Here is a 26,289-nt window from a genome sequence, read left to right on the forward strand (position 1 = left end):
TGACTCTTTTAAAATGGTTATTCTTATTTTTTGTGTAATTATAAGCTAAGCTGCAAATCAATTTTATAATAATGATAACAGAACGCCACCTAATGCTCCGGTTAGTACAATAATCCAAGGTGGTAATTTCCAAAAGGCTAACATACTAAATAGGATTGCTGCAAAAGCAAAGTCAATCGGTTCTAATATGGAGCTCGTCCAGATTGGATTATAAAATGCAGAAATTAAAATACCTACAACGGAAGCATTCACTCCCATTAAAGCCGCTTTTATTTTAGGATTACGACGTAATGAATCCCAGAAAGGTAATGTTCCGAAAATAAGTAGAATAGCAGGCAGAAAAACTGCAATAGTAGCTACTAAACCACCTTGCCATCCATTGATAACTGTGCCGATATAGGCCGCAAAGGTAAAAAGAGGCCCTGGGACTGCTTGGGTAGCACCATATCCAGCAAGAAATTGTTCTTCACTTAACCATCCAGTTGGAATAAATTCTCTTTCAAGTAATGGTAATACAACATGACCTCCGCCAAATACAAGAGAACCCGAGCGATAAAAACTATCAAACAAAGCAATCCAGTTAGATGCTACAGTTTCCCGTAAAATAGGAAGAAGAATGAGTAAGCCAAAAAACAATAATAAACAAACCCCTGCCACTCGACGTGAAATTGGAAAATGCATGTCAGATGATAAATCTTTTTCTATCGTCGGTTGTTTATAGATTAAGTAACCGATTAATCCAGATAATAGAATAATAACAACTTGTGAAAATGCTGTCTGCCATAGTAAAGTGACAACAATCGCAAATAATGCTATCGTCTTCCTTGTTAAATCAGGTGTTAGGTTTTTAGCCATACCTAATATAGCGTGTGCTACAATCGCAACAGCAACCAACTTTAAACCATGGATCCAACCTGCATTTTCAATATCAAACGTGTGAAGTAGTGAGGCGAATATAATAAGGGCAATGACGGAAGGGAGGGTAAAGCCGATAAAAGCTAAAATACCGCCCAAAACTCCACCACGCATCACTCCTATCCCAATTCCGACTTGACTACTTGCGGGACCAGGTAAAAATTGACATAGGGCGACTAAGTCAGCATAACTTTTTTCATCCATCCACTTTCTTCTGCGTATATATTCCTCATGGAAGTAACCTAAATGCGCTACAGGTCCACCGAAGGAGGTTAGTCCAAGGCGGGTTGAAACCATTAATATTTCAAATAAGTATGTAAATTTTTTATTTTTACCAGCATTCATTCACCTTACCAACTTTCTAATCTTTGATTTCTTTGAATAGTTCATAGGCCTTATTTCGAGCTTGTTCAAGGATTATCTCACCTTGTATAGTAGTCGAATAATATTTTCTTATCTTTCCTTGTACCTTTTTTTCAACTTTCATTAAAAGCCCGTCGGATTCCATGCTGTGTAGGATAGGATATAATGTTCCAGCACTTATGTTATATCCATGTTCTTTTAGTTCTTCTAACATCCATAATCCGAAAATAGGATGCTCCTTGGCGTGATGCAGTATATGTATTTGAATAAACCCTAAAAAAAGCTTCCTTAGAATTTTATCTTCCAAAAGTCTCACCTCTAATTTCCATTCCCAATATCGAAACCCGATAACGGAAAGGTACCAATGATATTGGAAACAGTCAATTACATTTACATAATCTTAATAAAGTTTACATCATATTTACAAATGAAAAGGGGAAAATGATATATTATAAAGGTTTAAGCTTATTTCATATGATACTTAAATAAGAGACAAGTAGAGGTAATATACAGTGAATGAGAAATCAATAAAAAATGCAGATACATATTATCGGTTGGCAGAGCAAAAGGCGGCCCGATATTATAAATCATTACATGAGCAAGTCATACAAAGGGCATATGTTCCTACCCTAACAAAAGATATACAGTCTTGGAAACACAATCATATTCATCATCATTCCTTATTATCCTTTTTTTCTCGTGGAAAGGGAAAGGCTACTCCCCGAGAGTATGATAATTATATTCAATGGCTAGATTTTACAGGTAAGTTAGATAATTATCTGGATAGAAGCATTTCATATATTTTTATGCGAGATCTAGGTAAATCATTAGATTCACCCAGAACACAGACTAGGGTTCGGCGTGTGGTTGATCACTTAAAAAATTACTTGACTCAGTCCGCTAAAACGGAAGGAAATAAAATTGAAACATTCAGTATGGTTGGATTGTATCGGATAGCCCAAAAGGAAGGCATTGAGTCTACTGTGATTTGGTTGATAAACAAACTAAAAACTGTCTCTTCTAATATTCCAAAGGAGATGGATGCTGAGCAAGCTCAACGAAAGCTAATCAAAATCATTGCTGGGGTAATCATGCACGAGATGGAAGAGAAGAACGATGAGATATCAGCTGAAGAGCGCCGTCAAAAACTTGATGAAGCTATTAGGTTAGGCTATTCCTATGGTCTAACATATCCTTTTATTGACGATCTTTTGGATGCGAAAATCTTATCGGTTAAAGAGGAAAAACAATATTCCGATTTAATACGTAAGACACTTATCACAGGATTTGTGCCAGAATTGGGCGAGTGGACTGGAGATAATAAAGAGTTAATCCGATTTATTCACTCCGAACTTCGAGATGCCTTTGAGTATATTAAAACACATCAGCGTCAAGAGACGAGAGCAAAGTTTTCGGAGCAATCTTATGTGTTTTTTAATTCCCAGGAAATAGACCGTGGAAAGAATCTCTCCAATGAAAATTACACCAATGAAGAACTTTATATACCGATCATTTTAAAATCCTCTTCTTCAAGATTAATTGTCCGTTCAGTAATCAATGCAGCCGAGGATGAAGGATTTGAAAATAGAACATTCTTTTATGGCATTTACAACCAGCTAGCAGATGATTTTGCTGATATGTTTGATGATATGAAGAATGGTGCGGTAACACCGTATACCTACTATATAAAATATCATGATAAACGTCCGGATCTTATAAACCCTTTTGAATTATACTGGTCCGTCATCTCTAATTTGATACATAATGTGTATCACTCAGATAAGAAGGCTTGTGAGGTGATCTTAAATCGTGCGATAAATGGACTTAAACGATTTAAAGAAAAACTGGGGATTAAAAAATACAACGAAATGATGCAGCTATTTGCTTGTGGAAATCCAGGATTCGACAGTTTAGTCCAAAGTATGGTTCAAAAAGCAGATGATGTGGATTTCTTTGATAAACTGCTTAGAGATCATATGATTACTGTTCTGAAAAACGAAAGAATAGAGCGGAAAGAATTTTTAAATACACTCGAAACTGTACGCGTTCAAATCAACAACATCTTAGATATATCTGAAGTTGACCATATACCTTTGATGAAGGCGCCAATAATTGATGCTGCAAATTATAGCCTGAAGGGTCATGGAAAGCGACTAAGACCAATATTGACTTGGGTCATGGGTGTGAATGAATATGGATTAGAAAGTGCAGCGATTGTTCCACTCCTTAAGTCATTGGAATATATGCATACCGCCTCCTTAATTCTTGATGATTTGCCATCCCAAGATAATGCATCTATTCGAAGAGGTCGCCCAACTCTTCATCAAGTGTATAACATTTCCACAGCTGAATTGACTGCCCTTTTTCTGACGCAAAAGGCTGTTGAAGAACAAGCATCACTTGACCAGTTCAATTCGAAAACTGTGCTTAACTTGATCCAATATTCGACTCAAATCACAAAGGATATGTGTAAGGGACAAGCGATGGATTTGGATTCAAAAGGGAAACAATTGACACTGGAACAATTAAATTTGATGTGCTTTTATAAAACTGGGATAGCCTTTGAAGCATCTCTCATCATGCCTGCCATTCTGGCCAATGTATGTGAGTTAGAAATAGAAGCTTTGAAGAAATTCTCCTATCATGCGGGCATTGCTTTTCAGATTAAAGATGACTTACTTGATGTGGAAGGAAATCTGTACCTACTTGGAAAGCCGGTTGGAAAAGATGCAGAAAATAATAATTCGACATTTGTATCAACTCTAGGTCAGGAAGATGCTAGAAAAGCAATGTGGGAGCATTACTGTTTTGCAATGGAGGCATTGCAAGAAGTGCCACGTAATACCACTTTTTTGAAGCATTTATTGAATTATAATCTGAACCGGGATCACTAAAGTAAGGCAAGGAAAAGGCAAACCCCTTATACAGTGGTTTGCCTTTTATATTCATTAATTAAGCTAATTGTTGTTCTGCAAACTGACGATAAAGCGCATGTGTTTCTGTTAATTCTTGATGTGTTCCACTTCCGGTTACTTGTCCTTTTTCGATAAAGATAATTTTATCTGCATCAACGATGGTCGATAGTCGGTGAGCAATAACAAATGTTGTTCGACCTTCCATTAAGCGAGATAATGCTTGTTGAACAACACTTTCTGATTGACTGTCAAGACTTGCTGTTGCTTCATCCATCATCAGAATTTTTGGATCTCGTAAGAAGGCGCGAGCAATGGCGATTCTTTGTCTTTGACCACCTGATAATTTCACGCCGCGTTCTCCCACTTCTGTATCTAATCCATGAGGGAATGATCGAATAAACTGGTCTGCATACGCCATTTTGGCAACTTGCCAAAGACGCTCATCGCTAATTTCCTGCCAATTATCTAATCCATAACATAAATTTTCTCGGATTGTGCCAGCCATCATGGCGCTTTCCTGAGAAACATAGCCAATTTGACTGCGCCATGATGACATAGACAAATCTTTAATAGGAGTTTCTCCGATACGAATTGCACCAGTAGACGGTTCATAAAAACGTTCTAGCAATCCAAACATCGTTGTTTTACCACCACCACTTGGGCCAGCAAAAGCAATCATTTCACCAGACTGTGCTGTGAAGGAAATATTGTTTAAAACAGGCTCTTCTTCGCTATATGCAAACGAAACATTAGCAACATGGATTGGCTTATCCGCAATATCGATATCAAGTCCATCCTGTCCTTCTTCTAATGGTAATCCTAATATATCAATAATACGTTCTGTTGCTCCTTTTGCTTTTTGTAATTGGGTAAAAAACATCGCAAAAGAGGTAATTGGCATAATAATTTGGAAAAGATAAAGTAAAAAGGCAACGAGTGATCCAGTGGACATTTCTCCGCTTGCGACCCGCATTCCTCCATACCCAATGATCAACACAATAACGAGCATAATAACTAACTGCATAATGGGTGCGATTAAAGCGAAAACACGGGCCTCTTTTAAGCCGAATCCTAATAGCTTATTAATCCCAGATAAACCTTTCTTCTCTTCCGTTTGTTCGGCGGTAGATGCTTTCATTAAGCGGACTTCCCCAAGTGTTTGCTGAATATGTCCAGTGAAGATTGCTGTTTCGTCTTGTAAACCACGTGATATTTTCTCCATCTGGCGGCCAAGGGGGAACATGACTACTAATGTTAAAGGAACAGCAATTAACATGATTAATGTCATTTTCCAATCCATAATAAATAAGATGATAATCGCGCCGATAATGGAAATGATGCCGGTAATGAACTGAGGGAAATGCTGTGAAATTAAGTCTCTAACAATACTTGTATCGTTCACGACCCTACTAACCGTTTCCCCACTGGATGTTTTATCAAAATAGCTGACAGGTAATCGAACGAGCTTTAACCACATCCGGTCACGAAGCCGAGCAACAATTTTTTGCCCGACTGAGGTGAGTAAATAAAGCGATAGCCCGCTAATGATCGCTTGAATGATGAATGCACCCCCAATAGCGATGATGAGAGGAATACTTAGTGATGATAAGGAAAAACCATCCACTAAATTTTTTGTCAGTAAAGGCACAACTAGACCTGCGAGCGTTGTAATTACACTTGCGATCAAACCGATGGCTAGTGCTAGTTTCGGAATTTTTGTTGATAAAATAAGTGTAATAAATGGCTTTATTCCGTTTTGTTTATTTTTCATAAATGGTAGCTCCTGTTCCCATGAAAAAATGGTTGCTATGATGGAGATAATACTATCAAAAACAAAGAAGATTTGATAGAAAAACATTCTAATGAAAAATATCAAAATAAACCTTTACATTTCATCCAGAAGAATGTAGACTTTCTACATACATAAGAAAACTAGGTAGGTGATCATATGTTTAATCGTGAATTGGTAAAAGGGAGTACATCGCTTTTATTGCTTCAACTACTGAATGAGCGGGATATGTACGGGTATGAACTTGTAAAAGAATTAGAGAAGCGTAGCAGTAATGGGTTTTCTATCAAGGAAGGAACCCTTTATCCGGCACTTCATAAGCTTGAAAAGCAGGAATACATCGAATATTATTGGCAGGAACAAGAGAAGGGACCGGCTAGAAAGTATTATCTAATTACTGAAGCTGGAAGAGAAATGCTTCTTGAAAAAACCCGAGAATGGCACGACTTTGTTTCAGTAATGAACAAGATGATAGGGAGAAAAAAACATGGAACGGCTGAAGAATGAGTTTCTAGAAGAACTTGCACAATATCTGGAAAATCATAAAGAGAAAGAGTCGATATTAAAAGAATATGATACTCATTTAGATGAACTGTTTATAGACCTTTGCAAGTTAGGGAATGAATCAGAGGTGCGGGATCAACTCTATTTAAGATTTGGATCACCTGAAGAAATTGCTGCCATGTGGAAAGAAGAACTTTCTGTTACACCAAGTAATATGAAATGGCTGTTTATCGCCGTTAATATCCTATTTTTCGGTGGAGGTTCTGTGCTCACCCTAGCGCATAATCTGTTTGACTGGAACTGGCTCAGCAGCTTATGGATGCAGATGACTTCCTTTCCCATTTTAATTGCTCTCATATATTTATTTTTTTGGGCATTACTTGGTTATGAAATAGGCAGAGGCTTTGGTCATAGTGGTAAAGGGTTAATGAGAAAGACTTTTCTTATGGCGTTAATACCGAATCTCACACTAATGATATTAACTGTTTTTCAAATCATCCCGCATGAATGGTTTCAACCGCTATTGACACAGACGTTTATCATTGTTTGCATCCTATTTACCCTTCTCTTATACCCCATTTGCCTAATTAGCTATAGATGGGGGAAAAAGGCTTCTTTGTGAGCTTTTTTTTACTTGTATACATAGGCTTTCTATGTATTGGACTGGGAAGTTGTTTGAGTTGTTTGGGTGCCTGGCACCCGAACAATTCTGAATTTTTCAGAGGAGTGCAGGTCTATAACTTACATTTGTGGGTTTGTTTATCTATGTACATAGAATTTCTGTGTATGTGAAATATATTATAAGTGGAGGTAATAAGCATGGAATTAAAAATTGAAAAGATAGACTGGTTGTTTTTATTGATGTGCCTTTTAGTAGGCGTTGTAGCAGAAGAAGCGTTTTTTATGTATCAAATTGGGATTTCTTATTTTGTTTTTATCGTGCTGTTTTATGCGCTATTTTTCTATAGGTTTCGTTCGTTTTCATTTTCGCATCAACGGTTGGGATATTTAATATTAATAGCCATTTGGCTTTTGGCAATTGGCTATTATCTCTATGACAGCATTCTTTTTTATACATTAAATATCCTAGTGATCCCAACACTTGTTATTTTTCACCTTGCTTTGATTACTTCGCCGAAAAAAATGGAATGGAGTAAACTAAGTTTTATCTTTTACATGATACTTCGTTTTATTGCAGGCGTTCGTTATAGTGCTATTTTCACAAAGTATATTGGGAGGCTATTCAAGCCAAGCCACAATAAAAAACAATATGATGTATGGAAAAAGATTCTAATAGGTATCATCATTTCAGTTCCATTTTTGTTTATCATTTTGAATTTATTGATGTCAGCTGATGCACAATTTGCAAGGCTTCTAAGCAATATCCCAAATTTCATTAACATTAGAGTAGATTATATATTCCGCTTAGTCGTCATTCTTATTTATACATTTGGTTTCTTCGGCTTTATGCAAGTGCTTTTACAAAAAAACACTTCTATTCTTGAGAAGAAAGATAGCCCTCAAACATTTGGAGTGGATGGAATCATTTCTCTAACTATGCTACTACTCTTGGATTTGGTCTATGTCCTATTTGTTGCCGTTCAATTCAAGTATTTCTTTAGTGGCACGCTTAATGAAGGCTTTACTTATGCAGAATATGCGCGACGTGGTTTTTTTGAACTACTATTTGTCACATTGATTAATCTGACTGTTATTACAACGGTGATTCAATTAACGAAAAAGGTCCAAGGATATTTGAAAAAAGCTATTCGTATGGCCTTGACAGTTTTAGTCTTTTCGAGCGGAGTACTTCTGATATCAGCTTTTATGAGAATGACAATGTATGAAGATGCGTATGGCTTCACATTTACGCGAGTCCTTGTACATTCTTTCATGATTTTCCTTATGGTCATCTTGGCATACACTTTCGCTAAAATATGGATTGAAAAGCTATCCTTGTTTCATTTCTATTTCATTGTATCGCTACTTTATTATGCGGGTATGAATATCGTGAACTTTGACAAGTTCGTAGTGGAGCGAAATATTGACCGCTTTGAAACGACTGGAAAAATTGATATTAATTATTTAAACAATTTATCTGCAACAGGCGTCTTGGGGCTTATTGAGCTCTATGAAAAGAATCCTGATTTTCCAGGATTGGCAGAATTATTAAAAGAGCGTCAAGCGAACAAAGAATACTTAATAAGCGAATCATGGCAGTCACATAACCTAACAAGGCACAAACTCTACTTAAAGCTTGGAGAATTGGATTTATAAGCGAATCTTTCGAGTGCCAGGCACTCGAAGGATTCAGAATAGTGTGGGTGCCTGGCACTCGCACTATTTTGACTTTTCTAAATTAGTTGACAATCGTTCGAGGATTCTTTAAGCTTAATTTGTGAAAACGCTTGCGCAATTTAAGCTTAAAAGGAGTGTGTTTGTTAATGAGGAATATGGTTGCTGCTTTCATTGCTAGTATTCTACTATTTTCTACTGTGATTTTTTCATTTCCAAGTCATGGATATGTGGAGGTGCTAAGTGAGAAAACGGAACTAAAGGAAGTGCCAGAGAACACTTTAAGAATTCATTATCAAAGCAAGGATCAAGATTATACGAATCTTGGAATCTGGACATGGGAGGATGTGGTTTCACCAACAGATAATTGGCCGTCAGGAGGAATACCATTCGATCAAAAACAATCTACAGATTTTGGTGTTTATGTGGATGTCCCAATCGAAGATAATGCAAAAAAGGTTGGATTCTTAGTTCTGGATAGGGTGACAGGTGACAAGGAGGGGGACGATAAGATTGTAGAATTCTTTTCACCTAATATTAATCAAGTCTGGATAACAGAGGGCTCGGATGAGGTGCATTTATTTGAGCCAGTAAATTTACCAGCAAACACCGTGAGAATTCATTATAAGAAAGCTGATAAAAACTATGATAATTTAGGTTTGTGGCTTTGGGACGATGTTGCTGTTGAGTCAGGAGAACAAGGGGATTGGCCAAAAGCAGCAACGCCGTTTACTGCTGAGCAAGTTGGTCCTTATGGCGCTTATATTGATGTGCAAGTGAAAGAGGGAGCCCAGACTGTTTCCTTCTTGGTTGTAAATCGAGAAACAGGAGAGCAAAGTGAGGAAATGAGTTTAACAGGTTTAAATGATTCAAAACAATTATTTACTAGTGAGGGTGATATAGGAGTGTACACTAATCCGTATGGTGCGGTTGCAACAACACTCCAGTCAGGAGAAGTTTTAACAGATAAAAAAATGACACTTACTTTTTCTAAAACAGCCGGTCTTAACGAGGAGGAGCTACTTGAATCGATCACTGTAGTTGATAAAGAACAAAAAGAGATTGCAGTAAATGGGATTAAAATTCTCGATGAGAAAAAGGTTGAACTAAGTGGTGATTTCCCTTACGAGCGGGCGCCATTCTACATAACATTTGGAGAGCAGACCGTTTCAGCGGTGACTGGCTGGCGTATGATGGATGAGATGTACGGCTATGAAGGTGAATTAGGGGCAAGTTTACATCAGGATGGTACAGCTACATTAAAAATATGGTCGCCAAAGGCGGAAAGTGTTTCTGTCATTTTATACGATAAAGATAATCAATTTACTATTGTGGCTGATGAAGTAGAGATGACTTTAGGTGATCATGGTGTGTGGCAGATTGATCTCGATGAAGCTAATACAGGAGTAAAAGATCTAAGAAGCTACTATTATCATTATGCGATTGAGCATGATGGGGAGAAAGTATTAGCGTTAGATCCATATGCTAAATCAATGGCTGGCTGGAGTAATCAAGGTAAAGATAAGATTGGAAAAGCGGCGATCGTGGATCCATCTTCCATTGGACCTAAATTAAACTTTGCCAATATTGATGGGTTTAAAAAACGTGAGGATGCGATTATTTATGAGGTTCACGTAAGGGATTTTACGTCAGATCCAAATATTTCCGATCAATTAACTGCACAATTCGGCACATTCGCTGCCTTTGTAGAAAAGCTTGATTATATTGAAGAGCTAGGTGTGACACATATTCAGTTATTACCCGTGCTAAGCTATTATTTCGGGGACGAATTTGCTAGTGCAGAGAGAATGCTAGAATATGCTTCAACTGGTACCAATTATAATTGGGGCTATGACCCACAAAGTTATTTTTCATTGACAGGAATGTACTCGGAAAATCCGAATAATCCAGAATTAAGAATTGCCGAATTTAAAAAATTAATTGATGAAATCCATCGTCGTGGAATGGGTGTAGTACTTGATGTTGTTTATAACCATACAGCGCAACTAGAGATTTTTGAAAACCTTGTTCCTAATTATTATCATTTCATGGAGCAAGATGGAACTCCGAAAACAAGCTTTGGTGGTGGCCGATTAGGAACGACGCATCAAATGGCACGTCGAATTCTTGTAGACTCGATTACATACTTAGTCGAAGAATATAAAGTGGATGGATTCCGATTTGATATGATGGGTGACCATGATTCAGAGAGCATTCAAATCGCGTTTGATGAAGCAAAAAAGTTAAATCCAAATATTATTATGATCGGCGAAGGCTGGGTAACATATGAAGGAGATAGCGATGACAAGGATGTCATGCCTGCGGATCAACAATGGATGCAGTACACTGAAAGCGTTGCCTCATTTTCAGATGAATTTAGAAATGAGTTGAAATCTGGATTTGGCAGTGAGGGGCAACCGATGTTTCTGACTGGTGGTGCCCGCAGTATTACTCAGATTTTTAATAATATTAAGGCCCAACCACATAATTTCGTGGCAGATGACCCTGGTGATGTTGTTCCATATATTGCTGCACACGATAATTTAACTTTACATGATGTTATCGCTCAGTCGATTAAAAAAGATCCTGAGCACCATGAACAGGAAATACATGAGCGAATCAGAATAGGGAATGCGATGGTGTTAACATCCCAAGGTACAGCCTTCCTGCATGCGGGACAAGAGTTCGGACGTACGAAGCAATTTAGAGCTGAAACGAATGAAGCACCTTATAAATCAACTTATATGGTTGACGAAGAAGGAAAACAGTTCACATATCCATATTTTATTCATGATTCGTATGATTCAACAGATATTATTAACCATATAGATTGGGAAAAAGCTACAAATGAGGAGTTATATCCTATAAACAACCAGACACGTAAGTATACACAGGGCTTAATTAAGTTAAGAAGATCGACAGATGCATTTAGATTAGGGACGAAGGATCTTGTCGATGGTAATGTGACATTGTTAAATATTCCTGAGATGGATGAGCATGATTTAGTGATCGGTTATCGGAATGAAGCGACAAATGGCGATGCTTATTATGTATTCATTAACTCGGATATGGAAAAACGGACACTCACGCTTAACGAAGATTTGACAGATGGGGTCGTTATCGTTGATAAGGATGAAGCAGGTACAGAGGGAGTCTCTAAGCGATCAGGATTTGAACTGACCGCGGAAAACTTAACGTTAGAGCCATTAACAACCGTTGTGATCAAAGTAGCGGTAGAAGGGCCGACAGAACCAGAAGCACCAGAGGGTGAAGAACCTGAAAAAGATTGGCAGAAAGAGATAAAAGAAATTGAGAAACAACTGGCTGGTCTCAAACAGCAAATTGAAACATTAAAGGATCTAGGACAGATTCCTGCATTGGAAAAGCAGCTAGCTGAACTAAAACAACAAATTGCGGGCCTGCTGGAAGAAGTGAAGCAAGGGAAAGAAATCTCCAAGCTTCAAGAGTTGGAAAAACAGTTAGAACAATTGAGCCAAGACCTTGCAGAAATGAAAGAAAAGCTACAGGAAGAAACTGCACCAGGTGGAGACAATAGTAATCATAATCAAGGAAACAAATCAGAGCATAATGCAAATAAAAATAATGGCAACCCAGCACAAGATAAGAAAGGAAAGCATTCACTTCCTAATACAGCAACACAAATGTATAATTACCTCCTCATAGGTATAGGCATGATCATCATTGGAGGACTACTGTATATAAGAAAAAAACGCAAAGCTTAAATTTGAGTGCCAGGCACTCGAAAGATTCTGAATAGTGTGGGTGCCTGGCACCCACACTACTTTGCAATATTTTATTTATTTGTGCTGTGCTGCTTGTTAGGTAACTTTTGGGCGGGATTTCCTTTACCCCGTTTTTTGTTTTTTTCGGCTTTCTCCTGTGTATCATGCAATTTTTCTACAAAATCATGAGTGTTCTCCATTTCTTTCCCCTCCTTAATCATAGAATGTCGTTATTAATTTAACCAATCGCATTGAAAACATGTAATTGCCGAATTAGTTCATTTATAATATTTATATATCATTGCACGAATGGTGGAGAGATGGAAAAAAGTAATAGTAGGAGGAAAAGGAGACGAGCTGTCCCGTCCACTTTTTGGACTTACTAATGGGATATTTACTAGCTTGGTATACTAAGAAAATTATAATAGGACTATTAGTGAATATAGTAATAAACGTGTTATTCAAATTTTGGGGTTACCTTTATTTAGTAAAAAGATTCTTAACTATTGCAGATATGAGGTGAATCTATGTTGAAATGGGTATTTTCATTATTACCTATTTTATGTGTAGCATTTTTAGTTGGTTGTCAATTTCATGAAATTGAAAATATGGTTTTATTGGATGAAAAGATAGCGGAAGTTACAATTTCAGAGTCAAATGGATTTGGTGGAATGAATGAAGAGATTATTCAATCTTTTACAGATAAAGAGTCAATTAAAACTTTTAAAAAGGCGATCACGACGGCCCGTAAACAAGTGGGGGACGTGGATGTATCAGATCCACAGTATGATGTAATGGTTAAATATACATCAAAGGAAGGTCAACTACCAACACATGGAATTCATTTATGGCTGGGTAAAGAGAATGAAAAAAGTATGTTTATGTATATTGAAGATAAGGAAGTTTATTTTACATCGACAAAAATGACAGAGAAGTTAAGAATGTTAATACTTTCGGATAACTAAGTGTATCTTTACCTATCGCTTGGGATTGTTCCAATCTAATTCAGTTGGAGAACGGGGGAATTTAGCAACATATCGTGTGAAGGAACCTAATCTTTTAACAGAGATTAGGTATTTTGAGTTTTCAAGTGTGGACCTTGAAGGGAATAGAAGCTTGAGATGTTTTGGTTGGAGAAGTTATGTGGTCTTGCCAAAGGCTATATTGACACTCCTTGTCTTATCCGATAGAGTACATAAGTATGTTTTTTTAGGAGGAGACAATGGAGACTCAGAATCACACACAAGTAAAAATAACAACAGCAGATCCATCCGCACTAGGCTTGTTCGGCCTTGCAATGGTAACATTTGTAGCATCATCACAAAAATTAGGATTGACAGAGGGATATTCCTATCTATTCCCTTGGGTGTTTTTCCTAGGAGGTCTAGCGCAGCTATATGCCTCGGTTCTTGATGCAAAGCATAACAATATATTTGGGACAACTGCGTTCGGGGCATTCGGATTATTTTGGCTTGGTGTCGGAACAACATGGTTAATCCAGTTAGGCTTTTTCGGAGAAAAGCTCGCCGCTAACGGTGATCCAAAACAACTTGGTTTTGCATTTATTGGCTATTTGATTTTCAGTATCTTTATGACTATTGGTGCCATGGAAACCCATAAAGTTTTATTCTTCATTTTCGTCTTTATTGATTTTCTATTTATTGGCCTATCTTTAAGTTCCTTTAATATTATGTATGATGTAACCCATATGTTAGCGGCAGTTGCAGAAATGTGCATTGCTTTACTATCTTTCTATGGCTCGGCGGCGAATGTGCTAAATACACATTTCGGACAAGTTGTGCTACCGATAGGAAAGCCATTTGGGATTTTTAAAAAATAATATAATTGTAATAAGAGAAAAAAGGTGAGTTACTAACTTAAGTAGTAACTCACCTTTTTTCTCGTAGTTTAATCTGGGTTGATTTTCATTCTGTCTTTGCGACTAAAATGTCCATAATTAGATGCGTATAGCTACAAATTGCTATAGTATCCTAACCTTTTTTAAACAAACATTAAATATTATTCTCTTACAATATATATTTTATGGTTATTTTATTAACATTTTGTGACTTACTTTTATATTATTTCATGAACACTTTGTGACATGTATCACATAGAATTGTTTTTGGCATTTTATAAGAATAGAATACACTATGTAGTTTTGATTATTTTAATACATCTTACTTCATGTAAGTTAGCTTCTAAAATGAAAGAAAGGGGTACTTTGATGAAAATGAAATGGACTTTTCTTAGTTTGATTATGGTTAGTATTGTGGCATTAACTGGTTGTGAATCGCTAATGGTTTTAGATCCTAAAGGGCCACAGGCTCAAACGCAAGCGAATGTTATATGGATTTCAATTGCGACAATGGCGTTCGTTGTAATTGTCGTTTTCGCTCTATTAATATTTATCATAACAAAATACCGTGCATCGAAACAAAGTGATGATTATGAACCACCACATATTGAAGGGAATCCGATTGTTGAATCAATTATTGTTGGGATTCCAGTGTTAATCATTATTTTTCTTTCCATTGTAACAGTCAAATCCAACTATGAAGTGGAAGCAACACCGAAAGGTTATGAAAATCAAGAACCATTGATTATTTATGCTTCATCTTCTAACTGGAAATGGCATTTTAGCTATCCGGAGGAAAATATCGAAACGGTTAACTACTTATATATTCCAACAGATCGGGCATTGGAATTTAAACTTTATTCATACGGACCAATTACAAGCTTTTGGGTTCCTCAACTTGGAGGACAAAAATATGCGATGTCAGATATGGTAACCACCTTACATTTGGCGGCTACTGTTCCGGGTGAATACATGGGACGGAATGCAAACTTTAGTGGAAAAGGATTCGCTGAAAATACGTTTCAAGTGAAGGCAATGCCAGAATCAGAGTTTAATAAATGGGTAGAAGAAGTGAAAACAACAGCTGATCCACTAACAGAGGAAAAATTCAATGAGTTATTGGAACCGGGACATCTTGGACAGTTAACATTTAGTGGAACACATTTAGAATTCTTGCCTCCACCAGAGGGGGAGCATGGTGGTCATAATCATGGATCAAGTGACTCTCATAAAGATTCAGAAGATGTTCATAGTGGACATCAACACGATTCTGATCAAGAATCCAATGAAAAAGATTCAGAACATCATCATAACTAGTTTTGATGACAGGAAATATTCCTTGAAAGGAGTCTAAGAAGTATGAATTACTTTGATCGATTTGCCATTCCACACCCAAGTCCTGCAATTTATGCAGCGATGGTTGCTATAGGTCTAACTGTTATCGCAGTTATTGGTGGCTTAACATATTTTAAAAAATGGGGTTATTTATGGCGTGAATGGCTAACAACGGTAGACCATAAAAGGATCGGGATTATGTATTTAATCTCTGCTTTGCTTATGTTATTCCGTGGTGGTGTTGACGCACTTATGATGAGAGCGCAGACCGCTGTACCTGAAAACGCGTTACTAGATGCTCAACATTATAATGAGGTTTTTACAACTCATGGGGTAGTAATGATCATATTTATGGCTATGCCATTTATCTTCGCTTTAATGAACTTTGTTGTTCCATTGCAAATCGGTGCTCGTGATGTAGCATTCCCGCGCTTAAATGCATTAAGTTTTTGGACATTCTTTATGGGTGCGATGTTATTCAATATTTCTTTTGTTGTTGGTGGTTCTCCTGATGCCGGTTGGACTTCCTATTTCCCGCTCGCGGGCAATGATTTTAGTCAATCAGTTGGAACGAATTATTATATGATTGCCATTCAGATTGCTGGAATCGGTACACTAATATCAGGAATTAACTTTATAGTGACCATTCTAAAAATGAGAGCACCTGGTATGACATTAATGAAAATGCCAATGTTTACATGGACTGCTTTTATCACGAACGTCATTGTCGTTTTCGCATTTCCGGTATTAACGGTTACACTTCTACTGGGGACGATGGATAGGCTGTTTGGTGCAAACATTTTTACAACAACCAATGGAGGCATGGATATGCTCTGGGCGAACCTATTCTGGGTTTGGGGACATCCTGAAGTGTATATTTTGATTTTGCCAGCATTCGGTATTTATAGTGAAATATTCTCTACTTTTTCACGCCGTAACTTATACGGATATAAATCAATGGTTGCTTCTATCGTAATTATCTCGTTTTTCTCATTTTTAGTTTGGACACACCATTTCTTTACAATGGGGCAAGGGCCATTAACAAATAGTATTTTCTCGATTACGACAATGGCGATTGCTATCCCGACTGGAATTAAGATTTTTAACTGGCTGCTTACGATGTGGAAAGGAAAAATTAAATTTACCGTTCCGATGCTTTATGCAATAGGTTTCATTCCAATTTTCACAATTGGTGGGGTAACCGGTGTGATGCTAGGTATGGCAAGTGCAGATTATCAATATCATAATACGATGTTTTTAGTCGCTCACTTTCACTATACAATTATTCCAGGTGTCGTATTCGCAATGCTTGCTGGTCTAACTTACTGGTGGCCGAAAATGTTTGGCTTCATGCTCAATGAAAGAATTGGGAAATGGGCATTTTGGTTTATCGCTATCAGCTTTAACGTTACATTCTTCCCAATGTTCTTTACTGGTTTAGATGGGCAAGCCCGAAGAATGTACACATATTCGGAAGCAACTGGGTTTGGACCGCTTAACTTACTTTCATTTGTCGGTGCACTTGGACTCGCTATAGGCTTTGCATTAATTGTATATAACGTCTATTACAGTACTCGCTATGCATCAAGAAATATCAGTTCGGATCCGTGGGATGCACGCTCTCTTGAGTGGGCTACACATAGCCCAGTTCCAACATATAACTTTGCGATCACACCGCAAGTTAATTCAGTTGAAACATTCTGGGATTATAAGAAAAAGGACCATCCATTATTCAAAGGTAAAATAGAGAAAATTCATATGCCAAATAATAGTGGTGTTCCGTTTATCATCGGTTGTATTTTCTTTGTCTGGGGATTCTCCCTTGTGTTTAGCATGTGGATTCCGGCAATCATTACAACAATTGCAATATTTGCTTGTCTTGCTCACCGTTCATTTGAGAAAGACGATGGACATTATATTTCTATTGAGGAAATTGAGGATACAGAAAAAGAATTGCGAGGTGCTAGCAAATGAAAATAGATCACTCGCTTCCACTTGAATATAGTACAGATCAAAATAAACTAAATATTTTAGGTTTCTGGATTTTCCTAGGGGCCGAAATTATGCTGTTTGCAACACTATTCGCCACCTATTTCACATTAGTAGATAGAACTGGAAATGGGCCATCTGGCGCAGAAATTTTTGAAATTACACCAGTGCTTATTGAAACGCTTGTGCTGTTAACTAGTAGTTTTATGATCGGTCTAGGCATTCATGCTATGCGCATCGGTAAAAAGAATGCAATGATTACATTCTTCGCAATCACATTAGTCCTTGGTCTTGTATTTTTAGGCGTGGAGATTTATGAATTTACTCATTATGTTCATATTGGCGCAGGGCTTCAAACGAGTGCATTCACAGCGATTTTACTGACAACTTTAGGAACGCACGGAGCACACGTAACACTTGGTTTGTTCTGGGGATTATTTATTATCCTTCAAGTGAAAAAACGAGGTCTAACTCCTGAAACAGCGAATAAATCATTCATCTTTTCACTATACTGGCATTTCCTAGATGTTGTTTGGATCTTTATTTTCAGCTTCATCTATTTGAAAGGAATGATGTAAATATGAGCGAATTATTCCCACGCAAGCAGGTAATAGGTTTTGTATTCTCATTAGTTCTTACCGCAGTTGCTCTTGCTGTTTATTTCTTTGATATGTCATTTGCAGTAGGGATGACGATTCTTTTAGTCACAGCATTCGTGCAAGCAGCAGTTCAACTCGTTGTATTTATGCATGCTGGTGAAACTGGCGATAAAAAATCAATTTATATAAATATCTATTATGCAGTTGCAATTGCCTTAGTTACTATCTTTGGGACCTTACTTATTATGGTCTGGGATATGTAATGAACAAGGAGCGTCTAAAATGGCGCTCCTTTTATATATCTATGAACGTGGAAATGATAAATGTCGCTACTGCATGTAAAAATAATCACTTGTATTTATGTTTGCGCTTTCCTTAATGACGAGACTTTTGCTTCATTTTTCCGTATTGGTTAACCTTTAGTTGTTTTTTTCTGCATCTCTTCCGTAGCTACGAAAAATACACCCATCAGAAAGATAAAAATAGCCCCCATAACTGTACCAATACCGACACCTGTAGCTATACTATATTCGCTAATAAAAAAGCCGTATAAAAAAATGGCAATTCCAATGGTAAGAATGGTGTAACCAATATACTTTGTAGCATTTAGTAATTTCAGATTAGCGTCCATTTTCAATCCTCCTTTATATATATTATTCAACCTGTTCACAAAATTGTCAAATGTTTTTTCGTTTCCAATTAGCGAAACCAGGGGTAGATAAGATAATAAGAAGTCCGCTGAATTAAGGTTATTGAATAAGATCTCTTCATATAAGAATCTAAACTAATAAATAGAATGGGCCATCTAAAAAGTCATCTACTTCAACTTCTTAAATAGCCCTTCTATGTTTATTCGTATTCTACTTCGTTTTCAATATATGTTTTTAAATTATTGTATTGTTCTTCGAAAACATATTTGCTAGCCCAGCGGAACATTTTAGTCATTAATTGATAATAAAAATTGCTTGGGATAATACTTGCTTCAACAATTAGTTTTGTTCCGTCATAATCTCTTGATAAAAAGTATTTAGAAATGCTTATACCTTCCTTAGTGATAGAATGCATAATAATTTTGTTTGGAGCTGTATACTCAATTAATTCGGAATCAACCGTGATAACTTTTTTATCGATTTTTTGTACTGTTTTAAACTTTGTCCCTTGTTTATATACTGGTTTTCCATCTTCGGTATCATATATATTTTCGATGAAAAGTGTATTCCAAAGTTTAATTTTTTCATCGTCATCCACATAGTTAAAAACAATATCAATTGGTGCATGTATTACTTCTTCGAATCGGTATACTAGTATCTCTTTCATCATTCTTTCCTCTATCCTTTATATTAATATAAATAGTATAGTCGATATACGAGCAGAGAGATAGCAGAAGTGAACTTATTTATTGACAGTGAACTATATCAATGATATATTTATCTCGAATTAAGGATATGTTGATTCGAGATAAAGTGGTTAGATTACATTGTAAATAGATATAATTATAATAGGAGGAATGTTTAATGAACACATTAAAAGGAATTCATCACGTCACAGCTATCACAAGTAGTGCAGAAAAAAACTATGAATTTTTCACCTATGTTTTAGGTATGCGGTTAGTTAAAAAAACCGTTAATCAAGACGATATACAAACATACCATTTATTTTTTGCGGATGATAAAGGCAGTCCAGGTACAGATATGACATTCTTTGACTTCCCTGGTATTCCAAAAGGGGTACATGGGACAGATGAGATTTCGAAAACTTCCTTCCGAGTTCCGAATGATGCAGCAATTGATTATTGGGTGGAACGCTTTGATCGTTTAGAGGTAAAACATAGTGGAATTGCAGAACAATTTGGTAAAAAGACACTTTCTTTTGTTGATTTTGATGATCAGCAATATCAATTGATCTCAGATGAAAACGATGACGGGGTTGCTACAGGCATACCCTGGCAAAAAGGACCGATTCCTTTAGAGTTTGCAATCACTGGATTAGGGCCAATTTTTGTTCGTATTGCTAACTATGATTATTTTAAAGAAATGATGGAGAAGGTTCTATTGTTTAAAGAAATAGCTAAAGAAGGGTCATTTCATTTATTTGAAGTTGGTGAAGGGGGAAATGGGGCACAAGTAATTGTAGAACATAATACACTTTTACCTCAAGGTCGACAAGGCTTTGGTACGGTTCACCATGCTGCATTCCGTGTGGACGATCGCTCTGTTTTAGAAGACTGGATGAAACATATAGAGAGCTTCGGATTCCAAACATCAGGTTTTGTAGAACGCCACTTTTTTGGTTCACTATATGCAAGAGTTGCACCACAAATTTTATTTGAATTTGCTACAGACGGTCCAGGTTTTATGGGGGATGAGCCTTATGAAACACTTGGAGAAAAATTATCTTTACCTCCGTTTTTAGAGCAGAAACGGGAGCAAATTGAAAAATTAGTTCGACCGATTGATACAGTTAGAAGTACGAAAGAATTTACTAAAGAATAAGTATTACTCCATAATGAAGAAAAAGACTATTAAAGGTCAAAACAGACTGCTGGGGCTTTGATATGCTCCCCCTAAGGTAGACAGATTAAAAAACAAAAATCTGTTTTGCCATAGGGGGAGTTTTTATGCCTAATAAATTCTATTCAGGTCAGTTTAAATATGAAGTATTGTTGGCTTATAAGAACGAGAATTATACAGTCGAAGTATTAACAGCTATGTACCGGATTCCTAACGTTACTTTATATAATTGGGTGGAGAAATTTGAAATGTATGGTTTAAGTGGTTTGGAGAACGCAAAAACATGGAAATCCTATTCTAAAGAGTTAAAGGAAGCAGCTGTGAAAGATCATATATTAGGGGAATACTCACACGTCGAATATATAAGGCTCACTATATTGATCTTTATCTGATTTTACACATCAACTTATCTGGATATTATAGGTTTGTTGATCGTTTGAAATTTCTTTTGGTAGAGCAATGTTAATTTCTCTTGCTAACTGTGAGTTTTTTCTTTTCTCGGATTGTTCAACTTCGTTCCAAAGTCTCTCCCGATCATTGATCCAACTTGGAGAATTGGAAGGGGCAAGAATCATGGTTTCGGGTTGGACTTCTCTTTTATAAAATTTAGTCTCACCTGTTCGTTCATCTTCCAACCGTTCACCAGAACGATAAGCAGCAGCAGCAACAGATGATTGACCTTTACTTCGTGTAATCATCTGTGCTGAAAAATGATAGATCGCCATGACTCGAACCTCCTTCCTAAATATTTTTTATAAAACCTGTTATATGTTCTCTCTCACAATCTATAAGGAAGTAGGAATAATTTTTTTCGGAAAAAAAGGGTTATGAAAATTCCTACTCAATAAATAGATGGAGGTGATTTTTTAATGATTATCAAGTTATCAGACAAAATAGCATTAGCACTCATTAGAACAACTGGGACAATCATTGGTGGAATTATTTATATGATTATTCAGCGTTGATTGATGGGGGAGCAAATCCCCCATTTGACCGAAACGTAAAGGGAAGAATCGTAAGATTGTTACCTTTATGTTTTGGCTTCGACGATAGGCGATAAGGTTTTATCTATTCGTCATAGAGACGAATAGTTCTTTTACATTCGGCATCAGCCGAATGATTGGTTTTGATTTTGTATTCGCCATCGGGGCGAATATGCTTTTCCGTTGCGAAGCAACCGCGCACAAACGAAGTTTGTATAAGTGCGCCCTTCTTCACTTCGTTCATTGGGGATTATAGCACGTTGACGAAAATTAATCTAGCAAACTTTGCTAGTGTTTCCGTACCGAATTAGCTATAATAAATGCAAATTATGGATATAGGTAGGCGATTAAGTATGACAACTAGAACAGATGAAGATAGATTAAAAGAATTAGATGAGCAAATGGAGAAGATCAAAGCTCGAAAACAACAAATTGCAAATCGAATGAGAGACAAAGAAAGGAAGGCGAGAACGAAACGATTGATTGAAGTTGGTGCTATCTTTGAGAAACACTTTGAATTTGAAGGGCAAGAAGATGCTGAGAAAATAGCATTAGCATTGAGTGCTTATGTTGCTAATAATAAAGAGAAACTATTAAGTCTTACTAAGGAGGAATTAAAAGAAAAAAGAATCAAAGACAAAAGTTAATGTTTAGTAGTAGTTATGGACGTATATCGAGAAGAATTTGAGGAAACAAGAAAAAGTCATAAAAGGGTTTATTAAAGTGATTGAAAGAGCACTAAAAAAGAAATCGAAAAGCCATCCAGAAAGATTATTCTAGAGACCACTTTAAAGTGGTTTTTTTATATTTTCATAGTTGATAAAATTACCAACTATGAAAAGTTTCCAATCTATTAATTAAAAATATATTTATAAATATGAAATGTTTTTTATTTGTGTTACGTCTTATTATTGTGAGATTAAAAGTAATGATTATTCAAATTCTAATTGAGAGGGGATTAATAATGAATTATTTGATAGCAGCATCCTTTTTATTTGTATCTTTATTATGTGTATTTGGCGGTATTTACTTATTTAAAAAAAGAACGGTAAATAAATATAGTTCAGTTAATAGCTTTATTTTTCTTTCTGTAGGTATTTTATTATTAATGTATGTTATATTTTTAATCTTTTTAAACTGATATATAATTGCTAGTTTAAAAGAATGAAATTTTATACCTTTAATTTCAATAAATGCGATATTATGGAATAAATGGTTTTAAATAACAACAAGAGGAAGGAGTATCTATTGAACAATTGTCTATAAAAAATTAGTTGAGGTGATTACATGAAAATTAATAAGTATTTTAAAGGATTTGTTTTGTCTATTGCTGCAGTTTTAGTATTTTCATCTGTTGGACCAAGTATTGGTAGTGCTGCTTTAAATAATTCAAAAGATCTAGGTTTAGAAAAGCAGATTATTACTCAAAAAGATTTTGATTATACTCAGGGATTAGATCCTGAGAAAGACAAGGATTTAATTGATATACTTGAAGGTATAGAAATTAAAATTATAAAAGATGATGAAAATGAAAGAGTAGTGGAAACTATTGAAAATGGAGTAACTTCAATAGGAGTATTTAATAAAAAAACCAACGAACTAACAACGGAAGTTAAAGGTAATAAATCATCACAAGTGAAAATCGATTTAGATGAAGTAGACTCCTCAGATTTTTCAGATGATCAACAAGGTGATATTAGTACTTTTGCTGCAACGCGAGTGGAAAATACCTATTCAAATTATGAGTATACAATTACTTATACATCTCCACAAAAGTGGCAACTGAGAAGACCAAAACCGAATACTCTTAATAGTACATATTATAAAAATGTTACATTGTCTAAGAAGAATTCTGGGAATCTAAATAATTTCAAAAAGCAAGTCGATTTATTAAATGATTATGAACTTAAATTTATAGGCGCGGCTTCTGGAGCGACTATTTTATGGCTTGCATCATTAGTTGTAGCATCATTAAATGGAGGGGCAGGTGTAGCTGTTGCATTAGTTGCAGCAGGAGTAACTGGAGCAGCATATAATTATGGAATAGCAGTTGAAAGAAGTGCTAAAAATGCCCAACATTATTATTTTTCAATATAACTGAATACTCCATACAAATCTAGTTAACATAATAGTAGTTTTGGGAAGTTAGAAAAAAGCCAATCCCTTGATAGATAAAGGATTGGCTTTTTTTTACTTTTTATCGATTATGCATGGTTTTATTCATGGCTGATTTATTAACGTTTGTAGCTCCTGAAGAAGGCTGGTGGCTGCATAAAAAAGAGCGTGTTTATGCAAGCTCCTTTATACTAAAGCAAGCTAGGAGTGTCATAATAGGAAAAATACCCTTAGACCAAAATTATCTAAGGGTAAAAGCATCACAACATTTATATAAACTTCGAATCTTGTTTTATAAAAATCGTGACTTTATATTAAAACTACATCTTTCCCTTATCGCGGTAGGGCAACTAAGCCGGAGAAACTTATTAAGAGTAAACATTAATCAACGAACTCAGATGCGATATCAAATGAGGGGCGATTTGACGGTCGACAACTAAGCTGACTTCTATAGCTGCCAGTGGCGTCGGGAGTTACATTATCGCTAACACCATCGAAGGTGGCTTCGGACAATATGACGTCCTCTACTTTTTACTTCATAACTTTAACCTATCAATAAATTATCCAATGTTACTTTCTTTATTCTAAATGGTGATTTAAGTTGAATGGCAGTTAAATATAAAGAGTTCATATAGAATGAAGTAACTATTCCTACTTGCTTAAAATATGAGAAAAAAATGTTTTTAATATAATTTTCTAATTCGGAAGTATATTTAATGTTTGGTAAAGGAACTAAAAGAGTATAATCCTCTCCGGCATCTTTTGAAAACAAACAGTATTCATTTACTATTTCCTGTAAAACAAAGTCGAACTCTGAGATTTTTTTCTCTTCTTCTTGCCATTGACCTGGTGCTATAATAAGTATGGGTGTCCTTTCACTATTACTCAATTCGCTGTTTTGAATATAATCGTTCCATTCGTTTTCACGTAGTTCTAAATTTATATTTAAAGGGTTTAAATATCCACTAATAATTGTTGGGGGAGTTTCTTCATCTTTAAAATCATTTCTCTCCAAATTTTTAATATAACTACAAAGTATATTGTAAGGCTCTGGTAGTTGATTCTTTTTGATTAATATTTTTAATTCCTCTAAAATATCAGGTTTTAAATCTGTTAATCTCAGAACTTTACCCTTAATCTCTACCGAATCGAAGATAGTTTCTATAAAAGAAATTATCTCACTATTTACTTCACTATTTATTGGGTAATCAAATGTTATTGAATCACTATCACTTGAATATATTTTTAATATAAACATTTTCATTATCAGATATTGGAGGAAGGACGATGTTCTTTTCAAAATATTCATCTTATGAACCCGATGGAATAAAAACTGTCTTATTTCCTGAGAGTATCGTTCCTGGTCCCGCAGACGTATATGCTTGACCGGAAAAAACTACTGTGTAAGTACCAAGAAGTAAGTAAGACCAAGATCTTGTCACCTTTAAAAACTTACTAGCTGGATAAACACTTCCGGTTACCGCACTTACTCCTGTAGAAATTTTATAGTTTACAGTATTAAACGTACAGTTTAAACATTCTCCGGTGGCATTCATTGTTACGGTTTTTCCACTTCTTGTTATTTTATACGATCCAACACCTATAATTGGGCTTTTAGCGAAAGTTCCATTTTCAATATCTTTTAAAATGGTGATACTCGCAGGTTCGTCAGAATCAACTGGAATTACTTCAGATTTAACTTCATCTACTATTTGTTGATAAATTTTTTGATTATCACTTCCCGTTTCAGATGCTTTTACTTCGGATTTTCCGATAAACAATATTACCCCTACTAATATTATAAAGCTAAGCATGTAAACTAGATTATTTTTTTCAACTGATATTCCCCTTTTTTAAAATTTTCTAACATTTGAAATCTACCACAACTCATATATATATGTCTACTATTTTCCTTAATTTGGATAATTCCAATTTGCATAACTAAAAAACTAATCGAAATAAGAATGGTTTGTTTGCTAATCTGAGTCAATTTCATAAATTAAACACCTAGAGCCTTGAGACGCCAAAAAAGGAGTACCTCCCCAAAATGTCGAAATAAGTAAGCACCACACAAACTTATGAGACTGGAGGAAGACTCCCTATGACTATTATACGACAAGAAAGCCTGTTTCACCTACAAGAATTATATAATTTAGAACCTACCCAACGATTTGAAGCCCTATTTTCGGCTATTGACATTGATCCCATCTTCGCTGTGGTAACGATAATGAGAATAATGTTAGAAACGCGAAAAAAATATTGTTGTATTCTAACATAACAGTGATTTTATTTTTTATGATTACCATTTATTGCTTAGTAATTTTATTTTTAGATTGTAAGTTTTACAAAGCAGACACAATATGAGATTGTTCGGAA

At 35.8% G+C, this 26,289-nt stretch carries 26 protein-coding genes; 16 read left to right on the forward strand and 10 right to left on the reverse strand.

Annotation, left to right across the window (positions count from 1 at the left end):
• Window positions 1–63: 63 nt before the first annotated feature.
• Window positions 64–1,260, reverse strand: coding sequence for a chromate transporter (locus BLE01S_RS00475; protein WP_066135891.1), 1,197 nt, complete (start codon window positions 1,258–1,260; stop codon window positions 64–66).
• Between the two features lie 16 nt (window positions 1,261–1,276).
• A complete protein-coding gene (locus BLE01S_RS00480; protein ID WP_066135894.1) occupies window positions 1,277–1,585 on the reverse strand; it encodes a PadR family transcriptional regulator in 309 nt (102 codons plus the stop codon).
• Between the two features lie 205 nt (window positions 1,586–1,790).
• Between BLE01S_RS00480 and BLE01S_RS00485 the strand changes: the two genes are divergently transcribed.
• Entirely contained in the window at window positions 1,791–4,172 is a 2,382-nt protein-coding gene (locus tag BLE01S_RS00485) for a polyprenyl synthetase family protein (protein WP_066135897.1), read from the forward strand.
• 58 nt (window positions 4,173–4,230) lie between these two features.
• Here the strand turns inward: BLE01S_RS00485 and BLE01S_RS00490 are convergent, their stop codons facing one another.
• The gene (locus BLE01S_RS00490; RefSeq protein ID WP_066135899.1) at window positions 4,231–5,964 is read right to left on the reverse strand and encodes an ABC transporter ATP-binding protein; all 1,734 of its coding nucleotides are present in this window, start codon (window positions 5,962–5,964) and stop codon (window positions 4,231–4,233) included.
• Between the two features lie 177 nt (window positions 5,965–6,141).
• On the opposite strand from BLE01S_RS00490, the gene BLE01S_RS00495 reads away from it, so the two are divergent.
• The 4 genes from BLE01S_RS00495 to BLE01S_RS00510 all read left to right on the forward strand — a co-directional run bounded on the left by BLE01S_RS00495 (window position 6,142) and on the right by BLE01S_RS00510 (window position 12,524).
• Window positions 6,142–6,489 carry a PadR family transcriptional regulator gene (locus BLE01S_RS00495; RefSeq protein ID WP_066135901.1) on the forward strand — a complete coding sequence of 116 codons (348 nt, stop codon included), beginning with the start codon at window positions 6,142–6,144 and terminating at the stop codon, window positions 6,487–6,489.
• A complete protein-coding gene (locus BLE01S_RS00500) occupies window positions 6,470–7,108 on the forward strand; it encodes an HAAS signaling domain-containing protein (RefSeq protein ID WP_066135904.1) in 639 nt (212 codons plus the stop codon). Before BLE01S_RS00495 ends, BLE01S_RS00500 begins: the two co-directional genes overlap by 20 nt.
• Window positions 7,109–7,305: 197 nt before the next feature.
• Window positions 7,306–8,763, forward strand: a complete 1,458-nt coding sequence (locus BLE01S_RS00505) for a DUF4153 domain-containing protein (RefSeq protein ID WP_066135908.1) — start codon at window positions 7,306–7,308, stop codon at window positions 8,761–8,763.
• A 167-nt stretch (window positions 8,764–8,930) separates the two neighbouring features.
• Window positions 8,931–12,524, forward strand: a complete 3,594-nt coding sequence (locus BLE01S_RS00510) for a pullulanase (RefSeq protein ID WP_066135911.1) — start codon at window positions 8,931–8,933, stop codon at window positions 12,522–12,524.
• 71 nt (window positions 12,525–12,595) lie between these two features.
• Here the strand turns inward: BLE01S_RS00510 and BLE01S_RS20260 are convergent, their stop codons facing one another.
• A complete protein-coding gene (locus BLE01S_RS20260; protein WP_082788530.1) occupies window positions 12,596–12,724 on the reverse strand; it encodes a DUF4023 domain-containing protein in 129 nt (42 codons plus the stop codon).
• Between the two features lie 327 nt (window positions 12,725–13,051).
• Between BLE01S_RS20260 and BLE01S_RS00515 the strand changes: the two genes are divergently transcribed.
• From BLE01S_RS00515 to qoxD, 6 genes are all read left to right on the forward strand, one after another.
• The gene (locus BLE01S_RS00515) at window positions 13,052–13,489 is read left to right on the forward strand and encodes a YhfM domain-containing protein (protein WP_066135914.1); all 438 of its coding nucleotides are present in this window, start codon (window positions 13,052–13,054) and stop codon (window positions 13,487–13,489) included.
• A gap of 257 nt (window positions 13,490–13,746) precedes the next feature.
• A complete protein-coding gene (locus BLE01S_RS00520; RefSeq protein ID WP_066135917.1) occupies window positions 13,747–14,364 on the forward strand; it encodes an acetate uptake transporter in 618 nt (205 codons plus the stop codon).
• A 387-nt stretch (window positions 14,365–14,751) separates the two neighbouring features.
• Window positions 14,752–15,699, forward strand: a complete 948-nt coding sequence (gene qoxA, locus BLE01S_RS00525; RefSeq protein WP_066135920.1) for a cytochrome aa3 quinol oxidase subunit II — start codon at window positions 14,752–14,754, stop codon at window positions 15,697–15,699.
• Window positions 15,700–15,741: 42 nt separating this feature from the next.
• Window positions 15,742–17,691: a cytochrome aa3 quinol oxidase subunit I gene (qoxB, locus tag BLE01S_RS00530; protein WP_066135924.1), complete on the forward strand. Its 1,950-nt coding sequence runs from the start codon at window positions 15,742–15,744 to the stop codon at window positions 17,689–17,691.
• Window positions 17,688–18,284, forward strand: a complete 597-nt coding sequence (qoxC, locus tag BLE01S_RS00535; protein WP_066135927.1) for a cytochrome aa3 quinol oxidase subunit III — start codon at window positions 17,688–17,690, stop codon at window positions 18,282–18,284. The genes qoxB and qoxC overlap by 4 nt, the downstream gene beginning before the upstream one ends.
• Before the next feature lie 2 nt (window positions 18,285–18,286).
• The gene (gene qoxD, locus BLE01S_RS00540; RefSeq protein ID WP_066135931.1) at window positions 18,287–18,568 is read left to right on the forward strand and encodes a cytochrome aa3 quinol oxidase subunit IV; all 282 of its coding nucleotides are present in this window, start codon (window positions 18,287–18,289) and stop codon (window positions 18,566–18,568) included.
• A gap of 149 nt (window positions 18,569–18,717) precedes the next feature.
• Here qoxD and BLE01S_RS00545 read toward each other — a convergent pair whose 3' ends face one another.
• Both BLE01S_RS00545 and BLE01S_RS00550 read right to left on the reverse strand, forming a co-directional pair.
• Complete coding sequence (locus BLE01S_RS00545) at window positions 18,718–18,936, reverse strand: hypothetical protein (RefSeq protein ID WP_066135938.1); 219 nt, start codon at window positions 18,934–18,936, stop codon at window positions 18,718–18,720.
• Window positions 18,937–19,154: 218 nt separating this feature from the next.
• Window positions 19,155–19,625, reverse strand: coding sequence for an SRPBCC family protein (locus BLE01S_RS00550; protein WP_231955894.1), 471 nt, complete (start codon window positions 19,623–19,625; stop codon window positions 19,155–19,157).
• A 194-nt stretch (window positions 19,626–19,819) separates the two neighbouring features.
• Here BLE01S_RS00550 and BLE01S_RS00555 point away from each other — a divergent pair, with 194 nt between their 5' ends.
• Both BLE01S_RS00555 and BLE01S_RS00560 read left to right on the forward strand, forming a co-directional pair.
• Window positions 19,820–20,797, forward strand: a complete 978-nt coding sequence (locus BLE01S_RS00555; RefSeq protein WP_066135944.1) for a ring-cleaving dioxygenase — start codon at window positions 19,820–19,822, stop codon at window positions 20,795–20,797.
• A 125-nt stretch (window positions 20,798–20,922) separates the two neighbouring features.
• Entirely contained in the window at window positions 20,923–21,207 is a 285-nt protein-coding gene (locus BLE01S_RS00560; RefSeq protein WP_066135947.1) for a helix-turn-helix domain-containing protein, read from the forward strand.
• A 9-nt stretch (window positions 21,208–21,216) separates the two neighbouring features.
• Here BLE01S_RS00560 and BLE01S_RS00565 read toward each other — a convergent pair whose 3' ends face one another.
• Complete coding sequence (locus BLE01S_RS00565) at window positions 21,217–21,540, reverse strand: MobA/MobL family protein (protein ID WP_066135950.1); 324 nt, start codon at window positions 21,538–21,540, stop codon at window positions 21,217–21,219.
• Window positions 21,541–22,151: 611 nt separating this feature from the next.
• Here BLE01S_RS00565 and BLE01S_RS00570 point away from each other — a divergent pair.
• From BLE01S_RS00570 to BLE01S_RS00575, 3 genes are all read left to right on the forward strand, one after another.
• Complete coding sequence (locus BLE01S_RS00570) at window positions 22,152–22,445, forward strand: hypothetical protein (protein ID WP_066135953.1); 294 nt, start codon at window positions 22,152–22,154, stop codon at window positions 22,443–22,445.
• 317 nt (window positions 22,446–22,762) lie between these two features.
• Window positions 22,763–22,939: a hypothetical protein gene (locus BLE01S_RS20640; RefSeq protein ID WP_157419475.1), complete on the forward strand. Its 177-nt coding sequence runs from the start codon at window positions 22,763–22,765 to the stop codon at window positions 22,937–22,939.
• Between the two features lie 146 nt (window positions 22,940–23,085).
• On the forward strand, window positions 23,086–23,895 hold the full coding sequence (locus BLE01S_RS00575; RefSeq protein ID WP_066135956.1) for a geobacillin-26 family protein: 810 nt from the start codon (window positions 23,086–23,088) through the stop codon (window positions 23,893–23,895).
• Between the two features lie 562 nt (window positions 23,896–24,457).
• Here the strand turns inward: BLE01S_RS00575 and BLE01S_RS00585 are convergent.
• Genes BLE01S_RS00585 through BLE01S_RS20645 form a run of 3 tightly spaced genes read right to left on the reverse strand, consistent with a single transcriptional unit; the run spans window position 24,458 to window position 25,909 of the window.
• Window positions 24,458–25,213: a hypothetical protein gene (locus BLE01S_RS00585; protein WP_145981921.1), complete on the reverse strand. Its 756-nt coding sequence runs from the start codon at window positions 25,211–25,213 to the stop codon at window positions 24,458–24,460.
• A 10-nt stretch (window positions 25,214–25,223) separates the two neighbouring features.
• The gene (locus BLE01S_RS00590; protein WP_066135965.1) at window positions 25,224–25,694 is read right to left on the reverse strand and encodes a hypothetical protein; all 471 of its coding nucleotides are present in this window, start codon (window positions 25,692–25,694) and stop codon (window positions 25,224–25,226) included.
• Window positions 25,695–25,732: 38 nt separating this feature from the next.
• Window positions 25,733–25,909, reverse strand: a complete 177-nt coding sequence (locus tag BLE01S_RS20645) for a hypothetical protein (protein ID WP_157419476.1) — start codon at window positions 25,907–25,909, stop codon at window positions 25,733–25,735.
• Window positions 25,910–26,289: the final 380 nt, after the last annotated feature.

This window comes from Lederbergia lenta NBRC 16444, assembly GCF_001591545.1.
Lineage (GTDB): Bacteria > Bacillota > Bacilli > Bacillales > Bacillaceae_C > Lederbergia > Lederbergia lenta.